Annotated in this window: 23 protein-coding genes; 8 read left to right on the top strand and 15 right to left on the bottom strand. The window is 66.8% G+C overall.

Translation table 11 applies throughout. From position 1 onward, the window contains the following. Positions 1-39: 39 nt before the first annotated feature. From IRX98_RS19995 to IRX98_RS19940, 12 genes are all read right to left on the bottom strand, one after another. Positions 40-1,095, bottom strand: a complete 1,056-nt coding sequence (locus tag IRX98_RS19995) for an Eco57I restriction-modification methylase domain-containing protein (protein ID WP_235746021.1) — start codon at positions 1,093-1,095, stop codon at positions 40-42. 1 nt (position 1,096) lies between these two features. Continuing rightward, positions 1,097-4,381: a DEAD/DEAH box helicase gene (locus tag IRX98_RS19990; RefSeq protein ID WP_224279774.1), complete on the bottom strand. Its 3,285-nt coding sequence runs from the start codon at positions 4,379-4,381 to the stop codon at positions 1,097-1,099. Beyond that, on the bottom strand, positions 4,374-4,991 hold the full coding sequence (locus IRX98_RS19985; RefSeq protein WP_224279772.1) for a DNA methyltransferase family protein: 618 nt from the start codon (positions 4,989-4,991) through the stop codon (positions 4,374-4,376). The genes IRX98_RS19990 and IRX98_RS19985 overlap by 8 nt, the downstream gene beginning before the upstream one ends. A gap of 757 nt (positions 4,992-5,748) precedes the next feature. Next, positions 5,749-6,093: a hypothetical protein gene (locus IRX98_RS19980; RefSeq protein WP_224279771.1), complete on the bottom strand. Its 345-nt coding sequence runs from the start codon at positions 6,091-6,093 to the stop codon at positions 5,749-5,751. A gap of 236 nt (positions 6,094-6,329) precedes the next feature. Then, positions 6,330-7,646, bottom strand: coding sequence for an IS256 family transposase (locus tag IRX98_RS19975; protein ID WP_224279789.1), 1,317 nt, complete (start codon positions 7,644-7,646; stop codon positions 6,330-6,332). A 114-nt stretch (positions 7,647-7,760) separates the two neighbouring features. Beyond that, positions 7,761-8,240: a hypothetical protein gene (locus IRX98_RS19970; RefSeq protein WP_224279770.1), complete on the bottom strand. Its 480-nt coding sequence runs from the start codon at positions 8,238-8,240 to the stop codon at positions 7,761-7,763. 185 nt (positions 8,241-8,425) lie between these two features. Continuing rightward, entirely contained in the window at positions 8,426-9,721 is a 1,296-nt protein-coding gene (locus IRX98_RS19965) for a restriction endonuclease (protein WP_224279769.1), read from the bottom strand. Then, positions 9,700-10,509, bottom strand: coding sequence for a protein NO VEIN domain-containing protein (locus IRX98_RS19960; RefSeq protein ID WP_224279768.1), 810 nt, complete (start codon positions 10,507-10,509; stop codon positions 9,700-9,702). Before IRX98_RS19960 ends, IRX98_RS19965 begins: the two co-directional genes overlap by 22 nt. After that, complete coding sequence (locus IRX98_RS19955) at positions 10,506-10,823, bottom strand: hypothetical protein (protein WP_224279767.1); 318 nt, start codon at positions 10,821-10,823, stop codon at positions 10,506-10,508. Before IRX98_RS19955 ends, IRX98_RS19960 begins: the two co-directional genes overlap by 4 nt. After that, the gene (locus IRX98_RS19950; protein ID WP_224279766.1) at positions 10,823-11,077 is read right to left on the bottom strand and encodes a hypothetical protein; all 255 of its coding nucleotides are present in this window, start codon (positions 11,075-11,077) and stop codon (positions 10,823-10,825) included. The genes IRX98_RS19955 and IRX98_RS19950 overlap by 1 nt, the downstream gene beginning before the upstream one ends. Before the next feature lie 62 nt (positions 11,078-11,139). Next, positions 11,140-11,850 (bottom strand): RES domain-containing protein, encoded by a 711-nt coding sequence (locus IRX98_RS19945; RefSeq protein ID WP_224279763.1) that lies wholly within the window; start codon positions 11,848-11,850, stop codon positions 11,140-11,142. Positions 11,851-11,858: 8 nt separating this feature from the next. Then, positions 11,859-12,260 carry a hypothetical protein gene (locus tag IRX98_RS19940; protein WP_224279761.1) on the bottom strand — a complete coding sequence of 134 codons (402 nt, stop codon included), beginning with the start codon at positions 12,258-12,260 and terminating at the stop codon, positions 11,859-11,861. Between the two features lie 163 nt (positions 12,261-12,423). Between IRX98_RS19940 and IRX98_RS19935 the strand changes: the two genes are divergently transcribed. After that, positions 12,424-13,833, top strand: a complete 1,410-nt coding sequence (locus IRX98_RS19935; RefSeq protein ID WP_224279759.1) for a hypothetical protein — start codon at positions 12,424-12,426, stop codon at positions 13,831-13,833. A 455-nt stretch (positions 13,834-14,288) separates the two neighbouring features. Here IRX98_RS19935 and IRX98_RS19930 read toward each other — a convergent pair whose 3' ends face one another. Then, positions 14,289-15,047, bottom strand: a complete 759-nt coding sequence (locus tag IRX98_RS19930; RefSeq protein ID WP_224279757.1) for a hypothetical protein — start codon at positions 15,045-15,047, stop codon at positions 14,289-14,291. Between the two features lie 88 nt (positions 15,048-15,135). Further along, positions 15,136-15,645: a hypothetical protein gene (locus IRX98_RS19925; protein ID WP_224279755.1), complete on the bottom strand. Its 510-nt coding sequence runs from the start codon at positions 15,643-15,645 to the stop codon at positions 15,136-15,138. 312 nt (positions 15,646-15,957) lie between these two features. Here IRX98_RS19925 and IRX98_RS19920 point away from each other — a divergent pair, with 312 nt between their 5' ends. The 7 genes from IRX98_RS19920 (at position 15,958) to IRX98_RS19890 (ending at position 24,554) form a co-directional block, all read left to right on the top strand. Then, complete coding sequence (locus IRX98_RS19920; RefSeq protein WP_224279753.1) at positions 15,958-16,638, top strand: hypothetical protein; 681 nt, start codon at positions 15,958-15,960, stop codon at positions 16,636-16,638. Positions 16,639-16,678: 40 nt separating this feature from the next. Next, the gene (locus IRX98_RS19915; RefSeq protein WP_224279751.1) at positions 16,679-17,254 is read left to right on the top strand and encodes a DUF3145 family protein; all 576 of its coding nucleotides are present in this window, start codon (positions 16,679-16,681) and stop codon (positions 17,252-17,254) included. Positions 17,255-17,344: 90 nt separating this feature from the next. After that, positions 17,345-18,397 (top strand): DUF4192 domain-containing protein, encoded by a 1,053-nt coding sequence (locus tag IRX98_RS19910; RefSeq protein ID WP_224279749.1) that lies wholly within the window; start codon positions 17,345-17,347, stop codon positions 18,395-18,397. Positions 18,398-18,739: 342 nt separating this feature from the next. Beyond that, entirely contained in the window at positions 18,740-19,666 is a 927-nt protein-coding gene (locus IRX98_RS19905; protein WP_224279747.1) for a hypothetical protein, read from the top strand. A 307-nt stretch (positions 19,667-19,973) separates the two neighbouring features. After that, positions 19,974-20,918 (top strand): hypothetical protein, encoded by a 945-nt coding sequence (locus tag IRX98_RS19900; RefSeq protein WP_224279745.1) that lies wholly within the window; start codon positions 19,974-19,976, stop codon positions 20,916-20,918. Between the two features lie 328 nt (positions 20,919-21,246). Further along, complete coding sequence (locus IRX98_RS19895) at positions 21,247-21,513, top strand: hypothetical protein (protein WP_224279743.1); 267 nt, start codon at positions 21,247-21,249, stop codon at positions 21,511-21,513. Between the two features lie 119 nt (positions 21,514-21,632). After that, positions 21,633-24,554, top strand: coding sequence for a DUF8437 domain-containing protein (locus IRX98_RS19890; RefSeq protein ID WP_224279741.1), 2,922 nt, complete (start codon positions 21,633-21,635; stop codon positions 24,552-24,554). A 174-nt stretch (positions 24,555-24,728) separates the two neighbouring features. On the opposite strand, the gene IRX98_RS19885 is transcribed toward IRX98_RS19890, so the two are convergent. Continuing rightward, positions 24,729-25,070, bottom strand: coding sequence for an ArsR/SmtB family transcription factor (locus IRX98_RS19885; protein ID WP_308045576.1), 342 nt, complete (start codon positions 25,068-25,070; stop codon positions 24,729-24,731). Positions 25,071-25,142 lie beyond the last annotated feature (72 nt).

Raw genomic sequence — 25,142 nt, 5'->3', positions numbered from 1 at the left:
GCAGCGCCAGGGGCCGCCATTGGCTACTCAGTCGTCTGTTCAGTCCATCGGCTTGACGTGGGATTCGATGAAGGCGATCTCGTCGTCGTCGAGGCCGTACTTGGCGTAGAGCTGGGCATCGATCTCGGGGATCGTCTTGGTCCAGTCGATGTCCGATGCGCTAGTGAAGTTCTGTGCCGGAACGTACTGCCAGGTACTTCGCGGGTTGTGTTGCGTGATCTTGAGGACGCCGAGCATCGTTCTGGCGAACTTGGATTTGAGGTACTTGAGGCACGCCCGTGCCTCGGCTTCGGCATTGAACGAGCCGATGGTGATGAACGTCTGTGTGACCGCGACCCCTGGCTCCAGGATGGTCGGATTGTTCAGCGGGACGCCGAAGAAGTCGGTGGTCGATCCCGACCCGTTGGCCGCCGGGACCGACACCTTGTACCTGCCGAAGCTTTCGGGGCCAGTGAGGTACTCGCTGCGAAGCCAGCGGGACGCGCGCCTGTTCTTGATCACTCCGACGAGTCGCACGTACTCGTTGTCATCGCTCGGCTTCTCGTCGTGATAGAGGAACGAGAATTGCTCGAAGGCGTTGGTGTTGACCAGCGCTGTGTTGCCTTCGGGACGCAGTGCGAGTGCCTCAGGATGGTCCTCGTACAACTTCTTTGTGTAGCGGTATGAGCGTGAGCTCGTGATGCCGAGGGTCTCGATGAAGGCGTCCCCCGACTCCTGGACCTTGTGCAGAATCGTGTTGAGCTCGGGATGCTTGGCGAAGAAGCCGATGGGGCCGAGCTGGCGCTCGGAGTCGCGGTATGTGACGGCGATGCCGCCCTTGATGGGATCCGTGAGGCTGGGAAACAGCCGGTTTGAGTCGGGTTCGTAATGGGCCACGCTCAGGTGCGCGTCGGCCAGCATCTTTTCGTTCCACGCCTTGGGCGTGAAGCCTGCGTTGAACAGGAAGCGTGCTGGCGTGATGAGCACGACCTTGGTGCCGACCTCATAGGCGGCGTCCATGAACTGGTGGTAGATGGGGGTGTCGCGTGTGCCTCCGCCCTGTGCCTCCTCCTGATAGGGGGGGTTGCCGATCACAACATCGAACTTCTTCGTCATGTCAGCTATCTCCCAGCATCTCGTCGACGACCGTCTGCCGTTCCGCTGCGCTCATCTTGGCGAGGTTGCCCACCTTGAAGTGACCGGAGTCCTTGATCCAGGTCCTGCGTTCGGGGACGCCGCCGGAGACGGCTTCGATGGTGATGCGGTGCAGGATCTGGTTGTGGCTCATCTCGAAGAGCATCGAGGTGAGGATGTGTCGCAGACGGTCATCCTGGTCAGGGATGGCGGTTGCTAGGCCGGTGTCGAGGCGCCGCACGAGCTCCATGAGGAACAGTCCGGCTGTCGAGAACAGGTCTGCGAAGGTCTTGTCTGGGTCGCTGAAGATGCCGGGGTTCGCGTCCTCGAGCGAGTCGACCATCATTCTCACGACCGGCTGGGGCGTGAATACGAGAGACGTCTTCTGTTGCGGGATGTAGGCGAAGATGTTCTCGGTCTGTGCGTCGTCGAAGTAGTCGGCGAGCGCTTCCTTCTTGTCTAGGAACTCTTGGACGGCCTGGTCGAAGACCGCCTCGTCGAACATGCCGGGGATCTGCGTGACGGTGCCGTTCTCCTCGGTGACCTCCTGGCCGTCGCGTAGGAGGCGGAACTCGGCCTCCGTGATACCGGTGATCTCCTCGAACACGTCGTCGGGCGTGTAGTCGTCGAAGTTCGACAGCCGGACGTTGCGGTCTCCGTAGGCCATCAGGAACATCGGGATCGTTCGGGCGAAGCCGCGAAGGTGGGATCGCGCGTCGTCCATCGTCTTGTCCGCGCGCTTCTGCTCCTTCTTGGTCTCCTCGCGGGTGACGACCTCGGGCACGATCTCCTCCATCGTTCGGCTCACGATGGCGAGGATGTTCTCCTGGAATGCCTTGTCCTGCTCGGCCTTCTTGTCTTGCGCGGCGTCAGCATCGGCCTCGGTGGCGGCGGCCTTCAGCTCGTCCTCGAGGTGCTTGCTTGCGATGTTGTGCTCGGTGTAGGCGCGCTCGACCTGGTCCTTGATGACCTGCTCGGTGCGCTTCTCGTCGCGCTCGATTTGCGCCTTGGTGAGTCCGTACTGCTCCCCGAGCTCCTCGCGCTTGGAGCGGGACTGCTCGGTCACCGCCTTGGCGATTGCGGTTGCCGTGGCGGCGACCGGGGCGTCGGGTTCGGCCGGGGGGATGTCCTCGATGCTCCACACGGGCTTGCCGAGTTCGGCGACCTTGGGGTTGATGACGGTCTCGACGTCGACCTGGACGTTGCCGTCCTTGTCGGTGATGGGTGGCGGCACGGGGATTTCGATGGGTTCGCCGTGTTTGGTCTTGCCCTGTTTCGCCGTGGGCAGCTTGTCGAGTATCTCCTTGACGTGTTCGGAGTAGCGGAAGATGCCGGCGACGTTGGCGAACAGGAGGTTGGACAGGAAGCCGCGGCGTACGACCTCGCGGGCTTTGAACGCCTGTGGGAAGGTCAGCACCTGGGAGGCGTCGAGTTCGATCATCCGGCCCTCGGCGTCCTCACCGAGCACGGGGAAGAAGTTGAGCAGCGTCCGGATGTTCTCGCGCCGCACCTGCGGGTCGCCCGACGGGTTGGGGTGCAGGTTGTTGGCGAAGGCGTCGAAGATCGTGAGCGTGCGCTCGGGCGCGAAGTCGAAGATGTAGGCGTTCTGCTTCTGGTAGACGTGCCCGCCGCGCTCGAAGGTGCACGGGTTCTGAGACCGGAACGCCGCCTGCATGTATTGGGCCGGCGACGACAGGTTGGACAGCATGATGACCGCGGTCCACTCCGGCACGGTGACGCCGGTGGTCAGCTGGCCTACTGACAGCGTGATCGTCTTGCTGCCGTTGGTCTCGGCCTCGGCGATGGCGGAGCGCACCTTGTCGAGTGACTTGCCGACGGCGACGACGTCGGTGTCGTCGCCGTTCTTTCCGTCCCCGGCGGCGAGGATGACCGTGTAGTCCTTGAAGACCTCGTGCTTCCTGAGGAGCTTCTCCAGGGCCTTGGCGGAAGCCACACGGTTGAGCAGCCAGAAGGAGTGGCGGATCTCGTCGCGCAGTTCGGGCGTTGAGAACGGGTACTTCTCGTTGGTCGCCATGCAGTCGAGGAACTTGATGACCTCGGCCTCGTGCTCGAAGAACCCGTTGTCTTTGGTCGCGAAGAACTCGCTCAGGTCGAACGTGTAGTCGATGTTCGCCTGTTCTTCGGCGATGGCGACGCCCTCGGCCAGACGGTCGGTGATCATCCGGGAGATTTGGTAGGTCAGGAGGTTGAGCGTGGGAAGCGCCGCGTACGGGTTCTCCTGGCTGTCGTCGTTCCAGTCCTGGCGGGCGACCTGCTCGTCCTCGTACGTCCAGTTGAAGATTTGCTCGGGGCCGAATTTGCCCGAAGCCAGCGCCTTGAACGGGGTGCCTGACAGGTGCAGGGTCCTCTTGCGCTTGATCTGGTCGAAGGCGACGTCGGTCTTGGTTGTGTCGATGCCCTCGTGCGCCTCGTCGATGACCAGCAGGTCCCACGAGAAGTCGGCGATGTGCTTGAGCTTGTCGTACGAGCCGCCGAAGTACTGCGAGCCCTTGAGGTCCTGGAGCGAGAGGAACTCCACGATTCGCGGATCCTCATCCCCGTGGTTGTTCACGTAGTGGAGCCACTGCTTGCGGGTCAGGGGCTTGCCGGCGAGTGAGGGAGAGTCTGAGACGAACCGGAATGTGGTCTGGTGGCCGATGAAACGCTTGTAGTCGTCGAACCACGAGTTCGCGATCGCTGGGCGGTTCGTGACGATGAGGACACGCCGCACGTCGAGGGTCCGCATCAGCTCGTACGTCGTCAGCGTCTTGCCGAAGCGCGGCTTCGCGTTCCACAACACCTCGTCGTTGCCGGCATTGAACGCCGTCACGGCCTGGTCGACGGCTGCCTGCTGCTCGGGTCGCAGGGTGTAGTCCTCCTCCGTGACGCCCGTCGGTGCCGCGTCGAAGTCCTGGCCGGCGAAGTCGTTGAAGTACTCCAACGACGTCTTCGGCGCAGGCTCAAGGTGGTGCCACTCGGTTCGCTTGGGCTTGGTCTCGCGCTCCACGCCTTGCTGCTTGAGGTACTCGAAGAAGTCCGTGTCCCTGAAGTTTCCGCCCGCCTCGGAGGTGAACATCGCCCGGCGAGACCACACCTTCTGCTTCTCCACTGAAAGTTGCGAGGCCTGCTGCGCGATGCGCGCGTCGGCAGATTCCTGCTCGGTGTAGCCGATCTTCTCCCAGCCGTCGTACTTTGGGATGTCCGGCGTCTTCCACGAGTAGATGATCGGGGTGATCTCGCGGAACGTGCTGATCTTTGGGCTAGCCATCGGTCTTCTCTTGTTCGTGGACCTTCTCGATCGGGCACGCGGTGTAGGCGTTGTAGACGGTGAAGTCAAAGCCTCCGTCGTCGCGCAGGGATGCGAGCGTAAAGGGGTCGCGTTGCACCTCGCCGGGCTTTCCCTCCACTCGATGCCACCAGGAGAACTGGATGTCCTCGCCGGCTGCCGTTCGACTGGTCAGCGTGTTGCCACGCACGATGTTCGTCGCGATCAGGAACGCCGCTGCTTGATGAAGGTCCGTCTCTGGGCCGCAGGGCGTGCCGTGGCGCTGGTGGAAGCCGTGAAAATCGGCGAGCATGACCGCTCTGGCGTCCTGGTGGTTGTCCTCGAGGAGTTCGATCCCGTAGATCGAGGCGAGTGCGAATAGCGACTCCGTGGGCCACGACTCGGGCGGGAGCTGCTTCTTGATCGCGCGTAGTTTGCGCCTGAGAATCGCGATCAGGAAGTTTCCGTCGCCTGCAGCCGGCTCAAGGAAGGTCTTGTCGACGAAGTCAGGGCCGGCTTCGAGGTCTTCGTGCACCAGGTCGAGCATTTGCTCGACCATGTGCCGAGGAGTGAAGACCTCGCCGTGGGCCTTCACACGCTGCCGGGACTTCACGAGCTGCTCCTCAACATCCGGCTTTGTCACCGTCACGAGTGTCCCTCTCTGCCGTTGCTGAGCCGTGGAGCTTCGGATGGGGTGGTCGGGCAGGTGGACTGACTCAGGGCGGTCATTATGGCGTCGTTGTCCGCCACTAGGTCTCGCTCCGTTCGCTGGTTGCATTCTGAATCCTGCCGCATGCAGACCTCCTTGGCAGGTCTAGGCGTAGGTTCGGGTGTCGTGGTCACGTGTGGGTTGGGTTGGGCAGGCACGCGGTGAAGGTCGGCGACGCCGACGGGTGGGGCCTGTTTGGCGTGCTCGATGAGTCTGCTGGCGGGTTGCTGTGCCATGAGTGTGGGCGGCGGTTCACGCACCTTGGTTTGCACGCGTGGAAGGGGCACGGGATCACGGCGAGTGAGTACCGGGAGGCTCATGGGCTGGCTCGACGTCGCGGCCTGGTGGCGTCCGAGACACGCGAGCTGATCGCCGAGAATGCGCGTGCTTCGTTGGACTCGAAACCCGCGCTCCTGGCTGCAAGAGCCCCGGCGGCCGCCTCGGCTGTCGTACGACGGGTATCGCCGGAAGGTCGAGAGGCCATGAGGGCGGCGAATCGTCGGGGTCGCCTTCGGAGAGGCGCGGTGGTGGTGTGCGGGCAGTGCGGTGCGGTGTTCTGTCCCTTGGTCGGGGCCGCGAGGCGTCGGTTCTGCTCGAGGTCGTGCGCAGCGCGTCATACCCGCGCGACCAACTGACGTCGACAGCGGCCGCGCGGTTTGGGTCACTCTTGAAGCAGCGAGACGCGCCCGAGGTCGTCGATGAGGTAGACGGTCAGGTCCAGTAGGTGTCGCACGCGGGACGGGAGTCGTCCTGCTTGCGCTCTCATGGTCTCGGGCAGGGCGATGCCGTAGCGGGCTGCTGGATCGCCCATCCGGCGCAGGATCTGCCCGAGAAGGGTGTCAGTGTCGGTGTAGGGGTCAGAGGTGGTGCCTTTGACTTCGATGATCAGTGTTTCGGCACCGCGGGTGGCTCGGATGTCGACGTGGTCGGGGTTGTCGATGGTGGGGGTCCAACCGCGTTCGAGGAGGTAGGAGACCAGCACGGCCTGGACGTCGTGTTCCTTCATGGACTTCATCTTGGCGGGCTCGAATGCTGTTGTGTTCGTTCATCCACAGACCCAGTCAGGCAAACTCGGCCAGAAGGGCGCGCAGTACGCGGCAGCGCTGACGGCTGGCCGTGACCTACAGGAGAGCAGGGCGCGTGCGGTAGACCTGCACCTGGTCGCGCAGCTCGCTGCTAGCGATCGAGCGTGTCAAGAATTCTGTGTAAGTCAGTCGATCTCTTTACTTTCTCGGGTGGGTTCTACAGGTGGGGGTTGATGCGGTCGGGGTAGGCAATCGCGAGCTGGGCCAGGGCTTGCTTCCAGTTCGTGACGACCTGGCCCTCGACGAGGCGTCCCTGGGCCTTGCGCTCGCTGCCCTTCTTGCCCCGATCCCGTTCCCGGTCGCGGGCGCGTTTGTCCTCGATGTTGCAGATGGCCAGCCACAGCAGCTTCACCACGGCGTCGTCGTTGGGGAAGTGTCCGCGGTTTTTGGTGACCTTCCGCAGCTGGTAGTTCAGCGACTCGATGGAGTTGGTGGTGTAGATGACGCGGCGTAGCTGGGGCGGGAACGCCAGGAACGGCGTGAACCGCTCCCAGGCCACCTCCCAGGTCGCCACGGCATGGGGGTACTTCTTGCCCCAGTTGGAGTCGGCGAACGCGTCCAGCTCGCGGCGGGCGGCCTCAGCGTTCGCCGCGGTGTAGACCGGCTTCAACGCCGCGGCGACGGCCTTGCGGTCGCCGTAGCCCACGAAGCGCATGGCAGCGCGGATCAGGTGCACCACGCACGTCTGGACCGTCGCGTTCGGCCAGGTCGCCTCGATTGCCTCGGGCAGCCCGGTGAGGCCGTCGCAGCACACGATGAGCACGTCGCGGATGCCGCGGTTGGCCAGGTCGGCGCAGACCCCGGCCCAGAACTTCGCTCCTTCGTGGGTCTGCACCCAGATACCCAGCACGTGCTTGATGCCGTCGATGTCGACGCCCACAGCGATGTGGGCGGCCTTGTTGATCACATGCGCGCCGTCGCGGACCTTGACCACGATCGCGTCGAGGTAGATCACCGGGTAGAGCGCTTCGAGCGGGCGGGCCTGCCACTCCGCGACCGCCTCGAGGACCTCGTCGGTGATGTTGCTGATCGTCTCGTGAGACAGCTCGGTGCCCAGCGTGGTCGCGAGGTGGTGCTCGATGTCGCGCACCGTCATCCCGCCGGCATAGAGGCTGATGATCATCTCGTCCAGCCCGCCGAGTCGCCGCTGACCCTTCGGGACCAGCCGCGGGGTGAACGTCCCGGCCCGGTCCCGCGGCACCGCGAGGTTCACGTCCCCGACCTGGGTCGCGACCGTCTTCGGGGTGGTGCCGTTGCGGGAGTTCGCGAACGCCGCCGCGTTCGGGGCGCCCTTCTCGTACCCCAGGTGCTCAGTGAGCTCAGCACCCAGGCCGCGTTCGAGGGCGTGCTTGATCAGCGCGGGGATGAACCCGCCGTCGCCGGTCAGGTCGATCTCGCCGGCGTCGATCTGGGCGAACAGCCCATCCAAGGCACCGGACTCGGCCAGCTCAGCAGCGGCCCTGTAGCCCGGCATCTCAGCCCGCGCGACGCGACGAGCAGCAGCACGGCTCGGCCGCTCGCCGGTGCCTGTCGTCGTCACGTCAGCCTCATCGTTCTCGGTGGTCACAGCGGTCATCTTGGTCCTCCTTCAAGACCGACCGCTTACACAGACCATCTGACACCCCCTAGCGATCGCCAACCCGGCGTACGCCGCCGCTGCAGCGGCCAGGTTGAACGACGACGCCGGCGCGCACACGACGTCCGAGGCGCTCAGCGAGCCCTGTTCAAGGCGCTCAACGAAGGTGTCCGCGGCAGCGGCCGCGTCTGCCGCATGCTGGGTGATCCCCGCCGGCACCGGCTTCCCGGCTCCAGAAACGAAGGCCTCCCACACGAACAGCTCGGCGTCGCCGGCCAGCCACAACTCAGGACGGGTCGTGCACCGCAGCGCGGGCTGCCCTAACCCGACGCGCTCGAGGACCCAGGCCATCTGCACCAGCCCGGTGGCCAAGGCGCCGCTGCCGGCGCCGGCCGACCAAGGCCGTGAGCGACCGTCGACGGTCTCACCCTGGCGCGCCTGCCCCAAGGTCTTCCACCCGTCGTCGGACCCGACCGGGCTGATCGGAACCATCAACGGAGCCTCGAACCCGAGCGCCACGGGCACGCCGGAGTCGAGTGCTTCGAGGACTGCTTGCGCCGCTCCCTCAGGGTGGCTGCCACCTTCGCCGACGGGTCGCCGGCCGGGTAGGTCGACGGCGGCCCAAGCGAAGTTGCTCCGGACCGACCCAACGTCAACTGCGACCACTCGTGGTGTCATCAGCGCATCATCTTCTTCGCGGCCGAGGTTGTGGGTGCCAGCGAGCCGTCGTCGAGGAGGACGAACGCGGCAATGCCCGCTGTCTCTGCCCATGCCCGGGCATCGGCGGTGTAGCCGGACCGGGAGAAGAACGCCCCCTTCTTCCGTGCCTGTGCCGCCGCGCCTTGGAGTTGCTGGAGTTGGGGCCGCCCCACCGGGGTGAGCTGCCACTTGACCTGGGCGACGAGCTTGCGGGCGACGACGTCGACGCCCGCGTCCTTGCCGGTCGGGGTCACTTTTGCGTCATTGAATCCCATGTGTCGCAGCCATGCGCACGCAGCGGCCTCTGCCTGTTTCCAGTTGCCGATCGGGGCTACCCGTTTGCGACCCAGCAGGCCGGTACGGCGCACGACCGGGATCGAGGGGACTCCGTCCGCTCCGGTGACGCGGCGCGTCTCTTGTTTAGCTGACCGTTGACGCTCAACGACGGCATCGAGTTCTGCCCACCGAGCAACAAGTTCGACGACCGCGGCGAGGGCACGAGGATCACCACGAAGTCGGGCAAGGTTGGACCGGACCGGCTGGTCGTAGAACAGCGTGAGTTCGCTCCCTCGCAGATCCCAGCGGAGCGAGCCGCGAACGAGTCCCATGGTCGACCGAGACTTCGCATCGGCTCCGAGGGTGACGAACGTGATCTTCTGTCCGGTCCCGACGACGATGACCTCGCCGCCAGGCAATGACGGATGGAGGCTGACTTGAGTGGCTTGGACCAAACAGTGGGCCTTGGCCGATCCGAGCGAGCCGAGCACGGCGTCGGCGATGGGCCCGGTCGCAGGTGGGGGCACGGGACTGGCCGCGTAGGCCGCCTTCGTCTTGGGCGACGTACTCAAGTCGAGCACGACTGGGCTGATCGGCCGGGCGTCCGCCGGCAGCCGCAGTGCCCTCAAGAGAGCCGAGCGTTGTTCCGGCCGCCCCACCAGACGCAGCGGCGTCGAAGAGCTCCCATCCGAAAGGCGCAGCACGCCGTTCACCGTCCGCGTGTGCTCCGTGACCTGAACGTTGCGGCGCACCATCCTCCGGAATCGGTCGGTCATCAGCGTCCACGACAGCAGGCGCTCAGAGGTGACGGCCACGCACACGTCCCGAGAGCCGTCGGTGAGGACGTCCAGGTACAGCACGAGCTCGGTCTGGTCGAGCTCGGCGAGGAGGCGTCTCCACACCCGAGCGGTCGGCATCGCGAGGGACACCGACTGCTTGGCCGCTGCCCAAGCCTCCTGGGTGCGCGGGTCAGCGCTCACGTCCATCGCTGAGGCCATTGAGCGAGGTTGACGCGGTAAACGGCCGGATCGGCGGCCGCGGTCACAGACTCTCGATCAAACTCGAGGAGCGTCGGATCGGTGAGCGCGTTGGTCACCACGGCCAAGAGCCAATCGGGGTCGGTCTCGGCGCTGCGCAGCTCGTTGCGGGTAAGCAGAATCGAGGGCATCGAGCTCGACACGCCCTTGACCTCGAGGTGGCGCTCCTCGCTGTCGCGGGTCGCGGTTAGATCCCAGCCGCACCTGAGGTGTGCGACGCGGGTGACTGTCCAACCGGCCGCTTCGTAGTGGTGCTGGACCACGGCCTCGGCGGCCAGTTCGACGATGCGGTTCGTGGCCGCGTCGCCGTAACCGGCTCCCCAGGCTCCGACGGCGATCGTGCTCGAGGTCTCGCGTGGGTCGCCCGGGTGGACTGGGGTCTCGATCGGGCCGCTGTACTCGCGCACGAGCACCGGCACAGACCGTGGATGCGTCCGATAGCCCAGGCCCCGCTCCGTGAGGGCCTTGACAAGGTCAGTGCGCAGCGGGATGAGCCGTTCGCGGGTCTCCTTGCCGATCTCGAGCAGCTCGGCCCACAGGGTCATGATGTTGCCGGGGGAGCGATGCCATTCGTCGTTGTAGGGCGCTGCGGTGTCCCACAGGTAAGCGTGGAGGAGCGTGAGGAGTTCCTCCTGGTCCTCGGGGCGGTAGAGCTTGAGCGGCACCCGTGCTCGGCCGAGCTCGTCGGCTCGGCTCAGGCCGGCCCGGATGAGGTCAACGAGCCGGCCGTTTGAGTCGTGCGAGCTCACGGGCGATCGCTCGACGAGCCTTGCGGGTACTCGATGTCGAAGTGAGAGGCGATGATCTCGGTTGTCTCACAACCCCAGCCGGCGCGGCGAGCTATCGGGTCGGCATCGTCGTGGCCGTCGTCGCAGACTCCCGAGCCGGATCCGCAGTCGCGGTGCAGCGCCAGCAGCTTGCGGGCGAGCGGGTCGTTGATCGTGTTGAGGCGACGCATCGCGTCCACCCACCGAGAGACCGGTGCGGGGGAGTCATCGACCTCGTGCACGACGTCCATGTGCCACGCCGCGCTTGCCTCCTCGTCGTACTCGTAGCGGGTCATCAGCGCATCCCGAAGTACGAGGTGACCCGGTCGACCTGCTTCTGGTCCAGCAGCGCCGGCCGACAGGCTCCGTAGGCGTTGGTCAGGTCGATGACGAGTTGGCGGGTCTGGTCGAGGCTTAGATCGATGGTCACCGTCTCGCCCTCGGGGCTGGTGACTTTGAGGTCGACGCGCTGGATGTCCTCATCGACGTAGCGGGCATGGGCCCCGACCTTCTTGGCTTTGACGGCCTCACTGCGCTTGAAGAATCCCACGGGTGAATCGTGGCACGCCGGCCCCTTGCGCGGGTGTGGAACGGCTGCGTCAGCTGGGCAGCTCAGTGGGTCGACCAGGTGAGGCCAAGGATCCGGAGAGCCTCTTGAACGTCTGGGTGTTCGGGGGAGAGCGCGTGGTGCTCGATCGCGGTGAGGGTTCGGCTGATCGCGGAGTCCTCGGCTCGCTCGAACACGGCCCACAGAGCGAGGTCGTCTCCGTGCCGGGAGGCGAAGGTGACCCCGTCGAGCTCGGTGGTGGCGTGCAGGTAGGTGGCCACCGACTGGGTGAGTGCCCTGGGGCGCCCGTCCTTTAGCGCCGCTGCGTCGAAGTCGTGCAAGTTCAGCAGGTGGGCGAGGGCGACGAACTGCGGCCGCAGTGTGGCGATGGACTCGGCCGCCGTGACGGCACAGAAGCGGCCGGTCAGCGTGGCGCTCGCAGCTGAGCGGGGCTCCAGCCACGAGTAGGAGATCTCGCCGGCCCGGGTGGTCGGGTGCATCGCGGCGTCCTCGTCGTCCTCGTCAATGTCGTCGAGTTCGAGCGCGAGCGTCGGGTCCGTCCGGAAGCCTGCGAGGACCTCGAGCAGGCAAGCCAGGAGAGTGGAGCCGGCGTAGATGGTGCGGAAGTTGCCCTGCCGGTCGTCCCAGCGGCCGTGGAACCGGCCATCGGCACCGGCCCATTCCCAACCCGACCAGGCCCAGGGCTCCGGCTTGAAGCCGACGCGCCAGACCTCTTCGGCCGCCTCGACGACGACCAGATGAGGTGCCTCGGTCACCGGCGGGCTCACCCTGCCGCAGCGAACGCGCGCGCGGCCGCCAGGACCTCGGGGCCGACCTGCTCCAGATCGCCCTCACGCAGCAGCCGCGCCGGCGCGACGTCGTCGAGCCGCGGGTTCATGCCCTGGAACCACGCTTGGACGACCGCGGCCGAGTCCTTGCCGCGCAGCAGGGCCGCGATCCGGTACGCCATCCGCAGCCGGTTGACGATCTCGGTCGACGGGGTGCGCGCGTCGTTCGAGTCGGCCCACTGGCGCACAGCTCGGGTCTCTTGGACAGAGCCCAGGTAGGCGACCAGCTTGGCGCCGAGCATGTCGCGCAGCCGCTCGACGAGCTCCGGCGTGGCCAGCCGTACCGACTCCTCGTATGCGCGTAGGTCGCCGCGGGCGATGGTCGACTGAGTGCTCATACCTGCAGTGTGCCACGTTCCACAGTCCGATCCAATACCTTATCCCGGCGCGCATCACACCTTGAATCACACCGCCGATAACCTCCGTTACGTCAACTAATGAACGAGCCAACTAGTCAACTAGTCATTGACTCACGCGCCGTATGCGTGCACGATGGAGGCCATGAGCGAACAGCAGCCCCTCCCCCGCGAGGTGTCGATCGTGCGGGTCAAGCTCGGTCCTGAGCGCGCGGCACCGCAGCCGGATCCGCTGGGCCGCGACGTCGTCGGGTTCACCGAAGGCCTGACCATGTCAGAACTGTGGGACCGGGGCCGCGGCGTGTGGAAAGCCAAGCTGGCCACCGTCGCGGAGGCCGAGCTCCTGGTCGTGGTTGCCGACGGCCAGGTGCAGCTGGTCGGCACCGTGGACGGGGTGGCTTTCCACGGTGACCGGGTGGCCATCGCCGGTCGGCCCCTCCCGAACCACCCTCTGGTCGGTGAACCAGATCCGATCCCCAACCGCTCGCAGAACCCGATCGCCTACGGCTCAATCACCACCGCGCCGGCGACCAGCAGGGTCGTCGAACAGCGCGCATACGAGGAGATCCTGGGGGACGCGATCGCGGTCATGAGCGAGGCGGTGCACTGGCGCCGGCAGGTACTGCACCAGCCTGAGCCCGGCCGCTGGGAGCCCCATCCCACCCGCACCGAACCTGGAGACTGGGCCGAGTTCATCGCACTGGCCCTGGCCGGTGCGGCCGCTAACGCAGGCGGGATCGAGGCCGCGCTGGCCGGACGCTCGGGCTCCTGGGAAGCAGACCACGTACGAAAGCTCTTGGAGGGCACCGTCGGACCCGACGAGGCCGATCTGTGGCGCCACCGCACCGAGCCGCTCACGATGACGCTGTACGTCGAACAGCTCGTGGTCGACGTCGCCTACGACGCCTATGAGGCCTACGACGAAGACACCCGCGAAGCCCAAAGGCTGCTGGAGGTGGCAGAGCGGGATGACCCCGAACCCGACGACACTCAGTTCGTGTGGTGGTATGACCGCGATGACGCCGGCGAATTCATTGCCCGTGACCCCGCCGCGCCGGCGTGGTCGTGGGAGACCTGGCGCGAGCAACCCACCCGCCCCGGAGCGGCCCTCTCCCCCGAGCACCTGGCCAGGGTCGAAGACAGCCTGCGCACCGGCGTCGGGCTCTACTCAGGCCGTCCCGGAGATGTCACCAGTGCCTACATCATCAAGAGCCGGGAAGCAGCCGAAGAGCTGTGGCGCCTCGAAGACGAGCGCGACGCACGCATCGAGCCGATCGCAGCCCTCGAAGAGGACCTGGAGACCCAACGCCTCGCGGAATGGCAGACCTACGGGGAAGCACTGAAAGCCAAGATCGAGCAGCTGGCGACCGAGACACCCGGACTCAACGTCCCCGTGCACATCACCGTCGACGTCGGAACCATCAACCCTCCTGAGGATTCCCCTCGCGGGTGGTCATCGCTCCAGGGACATCTCCTCGAGCAGGCGCTGGAGCAAACACCTACACCCGCCGATCTGCCCGGCACCCCTCTCTCGCGGCTGCGGAGTGAGGGTTGAGGCGGGTGGGCCGCGCGCGACCCATCAGTGGTTTGGTGGTGTGGCGCGGAGCATGTGGCTGCCAACCCACTCGGTCACCGTTGCCCACTCCCCGGCCTGAGCTGGGCCAGATAGACGACTTCTCCGGTCCACCCGGATGCGCGCTGCTCCCAACGCAGCAGCAGTCCTGGGCGTGGTTCGCCGGCATCGACTGGAGCGCTGACCCAGCAGTGCCGTCCTGGTGTCGCAGGAAGGTCTGCGCGAGCAGCAGCGGCTTGAGCGGCCGGGCGGTCGACGCGCACGCGATCACGTAGCGGAATCCCGCTTCCTCGTCCGTAGCCGCCGGCCATGCGCCCGATGTAAGAACACCTGTTCGCAAGACTCTGGCTCGTGCTCCCGGTGGCCCCGGTGGCGAGGGCCCACTTTGTCTGGCCGTTGGCTCGACCGGAGATTGGAGTCGATGGAAGGGTCTCGGATCACTTCTCGTAGAGCAGTTTGAGGATCTCGTCGTCATGTTCTTCGGGCCAGTCCAGCGACTTCACTCGGGCGAGGTAGTCGGCCCGGCATTCGTCAGCGCTCCAGTCTCCGGTGGCGGCCGCGAGGTCGTGCCAGGTGGCGCCGGCCTTCAATGCGGGTAGGACGGCGTAGAGCTTTGCGGTCTCCAATGCTTCCTCAATGGCCGCGACTGCAGACACGAGGGCCGTCAGAACGCGCCGGTCGTCGGGGCCGATTTGATCCCAGCGTCGTGGGCTGGTGGCACGAACGTGCTGGAAGTTCGCGACGGCCTCGGCAAGGTGCGCTGTTCGCGCCCAATCTCCCGACAGATCGAGGCTGACGGTGAAGGTGGAGCAGCCACCGATCACCGCTGCGAGGGGGTCATCTCTGTCCTCGTCGGCGGGTGCGAGTTGGCGTTGGTGGCAGGCCGCTCGGTCGGCGCAGGCGTATCTCCATGTTCCGTCTTCACCTTCGATGGGCTGATAGCGCCGCCATGGTGCCCGCCACGCGACCGGACTGGCTGGGTTCAGGGGCGTGACGCGCCCACATTCGGCGCACGCGATGGGTTCGGTGGCGCCGTGCTCGCGCACGAGGGCGTTGACGGCGTCCAGGTCGTAAGGGCCCCAGTGCCCACAGCTACAGCGGGCGGAGACGAGGGACGTCCCGTCGTCATGCTTCTTGCGCCTTGTCACGCGTTCCAGCGGAATGTGCACCGGCATTGAGCTGGTCTCATCAGGCACGGTCACCGGGCTACTTCCTCTAGGGGCGCGTGGATTTCGAAACTACCTCTCACCCCGCGCCAGCGGGCCGCAGCGGGGACTTGAACCATCAGGGTCCCTTGCCGACGACTCCGCGCCGGAAGCTGGCGGCGTCGTGGGCCGGCGTTGAGGGGCTCTCGTTGGTGTTGAAGAGCTCGGGGATGAGGGCACCCAGAGCCATCGGTTCGCCGTCGGTCCCGAGTTCGTCAGGCAGCTCGAGTGCATCGGTATCGAAGTGAGGGGCCGTGTAGTTGTTCCAGGCGTTGATGGCAGCGATAAGGGCGCGGTAGGCCTCGTGGGAGGTGGGGGCATGGAGCCACCGGGTGGTGGCGTTGGCGAGCGCGCCGGCGTGCTCGACCATTTCCTCGTCCATCGCGTAGAGCGCCTGGCGTGCGGCCTTGCGGACCTGGGCGGCGACGTCTTCGGAGACCGGGTTCATGAGATCTGGTGCGAGGTAGTGGTCCCAGGTCTCGACGGCGTCGACCAAGCGGCGATAGGCCTCGGTGTCGGAGGCGCACCTGTGCCACGCCGAGGCAGCCATTGCCACCTCGCGCGCAATCAGCGCCAGCGCGTCGTCCATTGTCCGGCTCAGTCTTAGCCACCACCCACTCGTTCGGGAAGCCCCCGGCTGCGACGTCCGGGCCCGTGACCGTCGTCGGATGTCCGATCCAGGTGCCGGCGGGTTGCTTGTGACGGTCGAAGGGGAACCTCCCCTGCGACAGGAGGACCAGGCGATGACACGGCCGATAATCACGAGTCAGAGGAGCTCGCCCGGACACGATCCAGTCACTGTGATGCGGCGGGAGTTGGAGGCCGCGGGCGAGGTGGTTACGCGGCTGCGAGAGCTGCTCAGCGCCCTCGGCGGGCAGGAGTGCGGCCCTCGGAGGGCGCAGTGACCGCGCCGGTCATGCTCAGGACAGCCGATGCGGTCTTCGCTGCGGAGTCGGCATTGCGGCGAGCGGCGGAGGTTGTCGACGAGCTCGGCGATGTCGCGGCGTCCTCGCTTCGTGTCCTCGATGATGCCGCCGTCGATTCCTTCCATGCCCGCCGGGAGGAGAGGCGCGATACCTATGTGGAGTCGGCAGGTGAGCATCTGGATCGGCTCCGTAACCGATCGGAGGTGATGCGCGAACTTGGCGAGGAGCTGGCACGCCACATCGACCGTGCCAGCGGTGCAGTCGATCGCGTCGGAGCCGAGCTTGAGCAGGCGCTGGATGGGGTCGCGGAATCTGTCGATGTCGAGGCGTTGCGGATGCGAGTGGCAGCGCTGCGCGAGGTGGTGACGTTGGCCGGGCCGATGGTCGAGAGCATCAGCGCTCATGCCTTCCATGCAGCCGAGGCCGCGCAGGCAACCGATGCGTTGATGTTGCTCGACAACCGCGTCCACGAAGCCGGGCGTGAAGTCAGCAGAGCCGACGAGGGGGTGTCGATGATGCGCACCGTTCTCGACCACGCCCGCACACACGCACAGGATTCAGCCACGCTGGCGAGCTCATTGAGCCGACCGGGCGAACGTTCCCAGCAGATGGCCCCACCGCGACCACGGGATGCAGGTCCCGGACTGGCCATCTGAGCACCAAAGCGGAGACCCCACACTCGAGGAAAGGAAAGTCATGGCAGATCGCACCCCGATCGAAGTTCTGGTCTTCGCATGTCCGGATGAGGATGCGGGCACGGTGCTGGACGTGCTCCACGAACACGGGCTGCTCCCCCAGTCCCCTAGGACGGGGTTGGAGCTGTGCCGCGGGTACATGCAGGCGGAGATGCCGGTCGGCTCGAGCGAGGAGATCGCCGCAGCGCTCCCCCGCTCGTCAGCCTGGCAGGTGTGGGAGGACCCGAAGTATGAACACCTGGGCCAGGTGTTCTTGCACCATCCCGACCTCGGAGTCTTCCGTGCCGACTGCGACGCCTACGGCCGAGCCGTGTTCAGCGGCGATGAGGTGGACCAGATGGTCTCCGAGACCGGCGGCGACCGGGTTGCGCTGGGGCACCTGACCGGCCGCACGTGGCAGGTCGCCCTGGAGGCCCTGCGCTCCGCGAATGAGGGCATCGTGGTGCAACCCGGAACTGCGGGAACCTCCTCACGGATGCAGGCTGCGGCCCTCAACCAGCTCACGGGTGGGCCAGCTCGATGGCTGCCACCCAACGCACCCGGCTTGGCACGAACCGGCTCGGCTCCAACTCTGTAGCTGCGGCGTGTCCGATCGAGACGACGCGGGGTTGCCTGTGGTGGATGAAGTACCCCGCGAATCCTTCGACTCGAAGTAGGTGTTTCATCCATGCCCAAGGTGCTCAAGATCAGCTCGCATGACGAGCTGATCGCCCACATCCCCCACGTGCTCGGGTTCACTCCGGAATCGAGCGTGGTGTGCGTGCCGCTGGGGGGCCACTCCCCCACCAGCAGGCTAGACCTGCCTGATGCAGAGCAGGACCTCACGAGCTGGGTCACTGCGCTGACCGACGTGTATCTCCAGCGCCACCCCGCGGATCGGATGGCCATCCTGGTCTACGGGCCCGATGGTCGAGCCTGCATCGAGGCGGTGGCCGCGCTGAGTCAGGCGCTGACCACCGCCGAGGTTCCCGGCCCCGAGCTGGGGCCCCTGCTGTGGGTCAACGGAGAGCACTGGACGGACCTGCTGACCGGTCAAGAAGGCACGAGCGATCCGATGGTGCGTCTCGGCGTCGACGCGGAGTTCGCGCTCATGGGTCGGGTCATGCCCGCTGCCCAGCGCGGTGACCTGGAGGCCGCGATGCACGGCGATCCCATCGGGGTGGGCCAGCATCAGGGCCCCGCTCTGCAAAGAGTCAGGGAGCTCGACGAGGCCGGTCGCGAACGCGAGAGTGCATGGCTGAGGGCCAGGGTCGAGGAGTTCGGCCAGGACCGCCGGAACCTGTCCGACGTCGACGCCGCTCGCGCTCTGGCGATCCTCCCCGTTACCGAGATCCGGGACGATCTCGCGCTGTCGATGCGTCAGGCCGACGCCCACGTCTACTCCGAGCTGTGGCACGACCTGGTGCGTCGGGCACCGGATCAGGTGCGAGACACCCCGGCCGCGATGCTGGCGCTGACCAGCTTCTTGGAAGGACGGGGGGCACAGGCGTGGATGGCGCTGGACCAGGTCCAGGCGCCCAACCGGCTGGCGAATCTGGTGACCGCAGCGCTGGAGCAGGCGGTCAACCCGCGCGACTGGGACCGTGCCGCTCCGCAGGCCGCTTCCATGCTGATGCAGGCCGCTGCTCTCAACCAGGAGTCGCCGACCGCCCAGCGGACCCCACCAAGGGCATCCGAGTCGTCCATCGTTGATCCCGACACTTCGGCGCCGGGGCGTTGAGGACAGGAGGCGTGACCATGTGTACGACACCGTCCTTACTCGAATCCCGTCTGGCGCAGCTGATTGAGTCCTCCGACTCTGGTCCCGTGCTCGAACCCGGGGTGCACATCGACTTCGTGTTCAGCCCTCCCCAGGACGCGGCCCGCGTCGCTGAACTCCTGCGGTAGCTCCCGGCACCGGCCGTCAAGGAGCGCCCCGTGAGCCTGTGGACAACCGATGGCGGTCCACAGGTTCACGAGCTTGGTAGCCGCGTTGTCGGCGCTCTACGGAACTGTGAAGGAGCAAGTTCCACCAACCGGGGCGCACCGCCCGAGGAGACCCTGCCGAGGAGGCGAGGGAGTAATGATCATCTCGACCTGGAACCAACCGGCAGCCGTAATGCGGACCTGGGTCAGGGTCGTGCGACTTGGTGCTGTCGTCCCGGCGGCGTTGGCGGGGTCCTTCATCGCGATCATGGGGCTGGGGTTCCTTCCCGGCGCGGGATTGGTGGGGGCATTCGCGTTGACGGCCCTCCTGGCGCTGATGTTGGCCTGTGGCTTCTTCGAGGCTCCCGCCGCGCGTGTGCTGGGTGTGAGCCGGGGTCTGCGGCCGGGCGAGCAGGCGCTGCTGGAGCCGACGTTGCGGCTCTTGGCCCGGGTGCAGCTCGCACCGCGCCAGGTGCTGATCCGGCTGGTAGGCACCGACGGTGAGCCTGCTGTGCCGATCGGGCGGCACACGGTGCTGGTTCAGCCGTGGGTCATGACCACGCTCTACGAAGGGGGTCTGGTCACTGCCGATGTCGCCGCAGTGATCGGACACGCGGTAGCGCGCCAGCGCGTCGGGCCGGCCCGCACGGATCTGGCAGCACGCCTGTGGGCCGCACCCTGGTGCTTGATCCATGGCGTCGCCCAAGGTGTCGCGCGGGCCCTCTCGTGGGTTCCTGCCGGCGGGGTCTCGTGGAAGCTGCGTGGGCTGCTCGGGGTGGTGGCGTTGTGGCAAGGGTTCCAGCCTCAGGGCAGCCCGGTGCTTGGCATCTGTGCAGCCACGCTGGTCGCGGTGAGCTATTTGGCTCCGTGGGCCGACCGGACGTGGCGGGCCGCGGTCGAGCGTGACGCCGACCGGATCTTGGCCACGAACGGTCTGGCCGACCCCTTGGTCCACTACGCCCAGTGGCGCGACGGTTCGGGGTCGTTGGAGCGGGTGCACCGCATCCGACTGGCCCAGAACGCACCCACCACCCCCGGCAGACCCTCCCGCGCGCCACACGCGCTGACGACACCCACCATGTGACAGTCGACCCGCACGGGGGCTGAGGGAGCGGGCTACGTCGCGGCGGCATCGCAAGTGAGAACATTTGCGCGCTGTTCTCACTTGTGGCGATGAACTGGAAAGGCGTACGACGTCCGGGACACTTCTCGATAATCGCGAAGTTCCGCCTCGTGCGGAACCAAGCATTTTCCGGGAACAATCGGCCAGCGTCGGTGTGAGCAGCGACCCCTCCCAGTGCTGCCGGACGGACCAGAACCCGTGACCGAGCGGGACTTGTTGCTGCGCGCATCGAAGCGGCTCCGAGCAGCACTACCGGAAACAGGTCGGGATGGTGGTGTCCGAACGCCGCGCGCATCGGTTGCTTGTGGACGGTATGAGCGACCGTCCGACCGGGCCACCCGGTAGCCCGCACGCAAGCGCACCCGACGTCGCTGGCTCGTCGTGGGTTGAGGATCCGGGCTACCCGCATCGCATCGAGAATCACGTGAAGGTTTACCTCCACCTCGAGCCGGCACCGACCTCTCCGCCACTGGCAGAGCTACACACGGCCCCGCCGGGCACCCGGGTGCGCCACTACGCCGCTGGGCGCTGGCAACGCGGCACCGTGACGGGGTGGACCACCCAGGGCGAGGGCGTGTTCTTGTCTTACGACGAAGGCGGCACCTACGCCGGTCCCACGTTCGGTTCGGTGATCGTCGAGGTCGGCAACATCGAGGCTGCGTCGAGCCAGAGTCGGTGGGCGGTGTCGGGTGCCACCGTCGACGGATACCCACTTGATGGTGTCGAGGATGGCCACTACTGCGACTACGAAGGTCATCCGCTCGGAGCGCGACCAGACTGGGACCTGCAACACCGGCAGGCGGCCGAGGTATCGCTGCCCACCGCCGAGGAGCTGCTGCCCTTGCTGGCCACGGCGCTGGGAACTCGCATCGAAGACCCCGCCGTGGATCAGCTGCGCGAGGCCATCGACCTGATCCACGAGCACCAGCGGTGGCGCGCCGCCCGTGCCGACCTCTCTGCCGGTGAGTCGGCCGGCCACGTGCCTTCCGCCGCTGCGTGGCACGAGAGTGACGATGTCGGCTGCGACCTGGCCGAGCGGGCCGTCGCCCTTCTGGCGCGGATATCCGGACAGGCGCCTGGTCTGAACGAGGCACTGGCAGGCGCCACCGGTGCACCGATGATGCGTGCTGCTCTGGAGGCCACATCGGCAGACCCTGTGCGACGCGAGCCACCCTCGCCGTCTACGCCGACGTCAACACCGCCCTCGCGCTGAGCCGCTGCGTTGGTCCCACCAAGCCTGGAGGTGGGTGGCAAATGCCGCTGGGGTGTCCGATTTCGGTGCGCAGCGGGTGCCTATGGGGGTGAGGGCGGTGGTGAGCCGTGGCGGCGATGGTCGCGGCCGACGTCCCTCACCTGATGGGTCGGAAGGTGGCTGAGCGTGGCGCGACGTGGAGTGAGTGTTGATGACTCCGAGCAGTTGGCGCTGTGGGACGTTGGTTCCGAGCCAGGCGACGTGGTGAAGGACGTCCCGGCTGAGTCATCTGTCGGGCTGGCCGGTGAGCGGCCCAGTGAGCAGCCGGTGGTTGCGGAGGAGAAGAGCGATGAACTCGTATGGGGCGCGGATCCGCGATCACTACGCGCAGCATCGGGCGACCGAGCTGGCAGCGATCGCGGATCCGGAGAGGTTCTTCGAGGAGCTGGGCGAGCAGATAGCTCAGGAGGTTTCGACCTTGGCGGACGAGATCGCGGGTCCGACAAAGCCCGAGGAGGGCTACATGGACCGGGTGGGGCGGATGACCGAGGCCCGGATGAGCGCGGAGTCGGAGATCCTGCGCGAGCACATGAGCCGGGGGCTGTCCCAGCCCTAGCCACAACTGGGTCTTCCACCCCCGGGACCGGTGCCGCGGGCGCTGTCCGGTTTCGCCCCACGTCTCAGGCCGATCTCGCGCCGGGCACGTCGGGTGGGCGGTTGGAGGCCAATGTGGCGGTGTTGGAGCTGCTTGCTCGGCTCGATGATGAGGGCCGGACGGCGTCGCCGGCCGAGCAGGCGGTGTTGGCGCGCTGGTCGGGTTGGGGGTCGTTGCCGGAGGTCTTCGACGATGGTGCCGACCACGGCCGGTCGGCTGCGCGGGCGCGGGAGCTGCTGGCGGGGCAGGCACGTTCGGCAGCTGCTCGGACCACGTTGAATGCTCACTACACCGACGCTGCGCTGGTGCGGGCGATCTGGTCCTCGCTGGAGTCCGCGGGCTTCGACCAGGCCGCGGGTGGGCGGGTGCTTGAGCCGGGGTGTGGCGCGGGCACGTTCATCGGGTTCGCCCCCGATCACGTCGACCAGGCGGTCGGGGTCGAGCTGGACCCGACCACCGCACGGGTCACCTCGCTGCTCTATCCCGATGCGCAGGTGCGGGCGGAGTCCTTCGTCGACACCCGGCTGCCCGAAGGCTCGTGGGACCTGGTGATCGGCAACGTCCCGTTCGGTGACGTCAAGCCCCACGATTCGCGGTACAACCGCGACCGGTTCAGCCTGCACAACTACTTCATCCATAAGAGCCTGCATCTGGTGCGGCCCGGTGGCGTGGTGGCGGTGCTGACCTCGCGGTGGACGTTGGACGCAGCGAACCCGGCCGCGCGGGAGACGTTCGCACAGCTAGCGGACCTGGTCACGGCCCTACGTCTTCCGGGCACCACGCACCGCGAGGCGGCCGGCACCGACGTGGTCACCGACCTGCTGGTTTTCAGGCGGCGGGTTGATGGTGAGGAGCCGTTGCAGCTGGTGCCGGCCTGGCAGGATCTCCAGCCGTTGCCCCCTCACTTGGCCCGGCCGGGCATCGAAGAAGAGGAGGTGCTCCTCAACTCCCTGTTTACGCAGTCCCCACATCGCGCACTGGGGCATCTCACGTCGCGGATGGGCAGGTTCGGCCCCGAGGTCGCGGTCACCCCTCCCCTGCTCCGCGACGGGGAGCGGCTCGCTGACCGGGTGGCCACCGAGCTGGGCAAGTCGCTGAGCTTCGACCTGAGTCGCTACAACGAGCTGCGGCCCCTGTTCTCACCGGCCCCCACGCGCACCCCCTCACCCACGGCACCGACCGGAGGGCAGAGGGTGTCTTCTCCGCGCCGGGACTCTGCCGGCGTCCCCGAGGCGGGTCTGGAGTTGCCGGATCGGGTGATCGTGGCCGAAGGACACCTCAGTAGTGATGGACACGGCGGGTGGCACCACATCCGCGATGGGGTGCCCGAGCCGTTCGCGGTCCCCAAGACCCAGCAGCGTGAGTTGGAGATGTTGCTGGGGTTGCGCGACACCGTGGTGTGCCTGCTCGAAGCCGAGGCCACCACTCCCCTGCCCGGCGAACTCGGTGGCCGACCTGCCGGTGAGCGTGCTGGTGGGCCGGGTGGTGAGCAGGTGATGGCCGGACTGCGAGAGCGACTGAACACCCAGTACGAGGCGTATGTGGCCCGGTACGGGCCGATCAACCGGGTGAGCACCCGGAACACCGGTCGCATCGACGCCAAGACGGGTGAGCCGATCCTGGCGCAGGTCCGGCCCAAGCAGGGCGGGTTTGGTGCTGACCCGCACTCCCCCGCGGTGTTTGCGTTGGAGCACTACGACTCAGCGACCGGGAAGGCCCGCAAGGCCGACATCTTCACCGAACGCGTGGTCGCCCCTCGCGTGATCCGTACGCACGCCGATTCCCCCGCGGACGCCGTCGCCTTGTGCCTGGACACCTACGGCGAGCTGCGCACGGCCGAGATCGCGCGCCTGCTCGACGTCGACGAGGCCCAGGCCGAAGAGGAGTTGGAGGCGTTCGCGTTCCTCGACCCCGACACCGTGAACCACACCGCCTCGGGATGGCACGTCGGGTGGATGCCGCGAGCGGAGTTCCTGTCCGGCAACGTCCGCGCCCGCCTGACTCGCCTCGAGGCGAGGATCGCCGACGTGGAGGCCACCGGCACCTCGACACCCGGTGTGGACGACGAACCGGCCAGACAGACGGTGTTGCGGCGGCTCAACAATGCGCGTACGGCGTTGATGGAGGTGGTTCCTGAAGACCTGGGTCCGACCGAGATCGTGGCCCAGCTGGGGGTTCCGTGGGTACCGACCGAGACGGTGGAGCAGTTCGTCCGCGAGGTGCTGGAGGACCGCACGGCCGAGGTCGAGCATCCGGGCGGCTCGGTGTGGACGGTCCGCGGGAACCGGCACTCGGTGGCCTCGACCAACACGTGGGGCACCTCGCGGGCGTGTGCGATCGACATCGTGCAGGCCTGCTTGGAACAGCGGCAGATCAGGGTCAACGATGAGACCCCCGAGGGCCGACGGATTCCGAACGAGACCGAAACGTTCGCGGCACAGGAGAAGGCCGAGGCACTGCAGGAGCGGTTCGCGACCTGGTTGTGGGAGGACCCCGAGCGGTGCGAACGGCTGGTGCGCTCCTACAACGACGCGTTGAACTCGATCGTGTTGCGCACCTACGAGGCGCCGGGCGAGAAGTACTACCCGGGCATGGCACGCAGTCTGCGGTTGCGCCCCCATCAGCACGCCGCGGTGGCCAGGATGGTGGCCCAACCCTCGGTGCTGTTGGCCCACGAGGTGGGTGCGGGCAAGACCTACACAGCGATCACCGGGTGCATGGAGCTGCGCCGGCTCGGCATGGCCCGCAAGCCCGCCGTGGTCGTGCCCAACCACATGCTGGAGTTCTCTGCACCTGTCAAGGGGTCGGCACGTTCCGCGCGAGGACTTTCAAATAGGGCCCCGTCACCGGAAGGGTCTCCGGACGGGTCAAACGGCGACGGCTCACTGGCGCACGCACGCCGGCCTGCGGCGTTATCGATCGGGGTTCGGCTCGCGGAGCGTGCCGGTGACCGATCATCTTTCATCCGGGGGCGAGCCGCTAAACGTCTCAGACGGGCTTAGGTGGCAACTCGGGCATCAGACGACTAGCAAGATGGAATCGATGACAGCTCCTGGCTGGCCCGGGCCCGTTGTATGAACACGAGCCTGTTGCGGGATTAGAGGAGACCATGGACGCACGAGCCGGAGTTGACAACCACACTGGGGCTCACAGTGCACCAGTCCGAAACGAGTCGATCACGCTCGTGGGTGAGTAGGCGGTACGTCTTCCGTGCGGCGGTCCGTGACTCCCATCCGAACGTGCTCGGCGTGGTAGATGGCTTGTTCGAGCAGTTCTGCGACGTGGTCGTCGTACAGGCTGTAGCTGATGTTGCGACCTGAGCGCTCGCCGTCGACGAGACCGAGGTTGCGCAGCAGTCGTAGCTGGTGAGACACCGCTGACTGCTCCATCCCGATCGTTTCCGCGAGCTCGCCCACTGTTGCCGGCCCGTTCTGCAGGGTGGCCAGGATCAGCAGCCTGCTGGGTGTGGCAAGCGCCTGCAGGGTGGTCGCTACCGACTTGGCGGTGGCGTGATCCATCCTTTCCGACCCCGCGACTCGACCGTCTGCTCCGTGACCCATGGCACCAGCATACGACTTTGCATGAAGAAG

The organism is Nocardioides lacusdianchii (genome assembly GCF_020102855.1).
In the GTDB taxonomy this organism is placed as follows: domain Bacteria; phylum Actinomycetota; class Actinomycetes; order Propionibacteriales; family Nocardioidaceae; genus Nocardioides; species Nocardioides lacusdianchii.
This window is presented reverse-complemented; position numbering and strand designations above follow the sequence as displayed.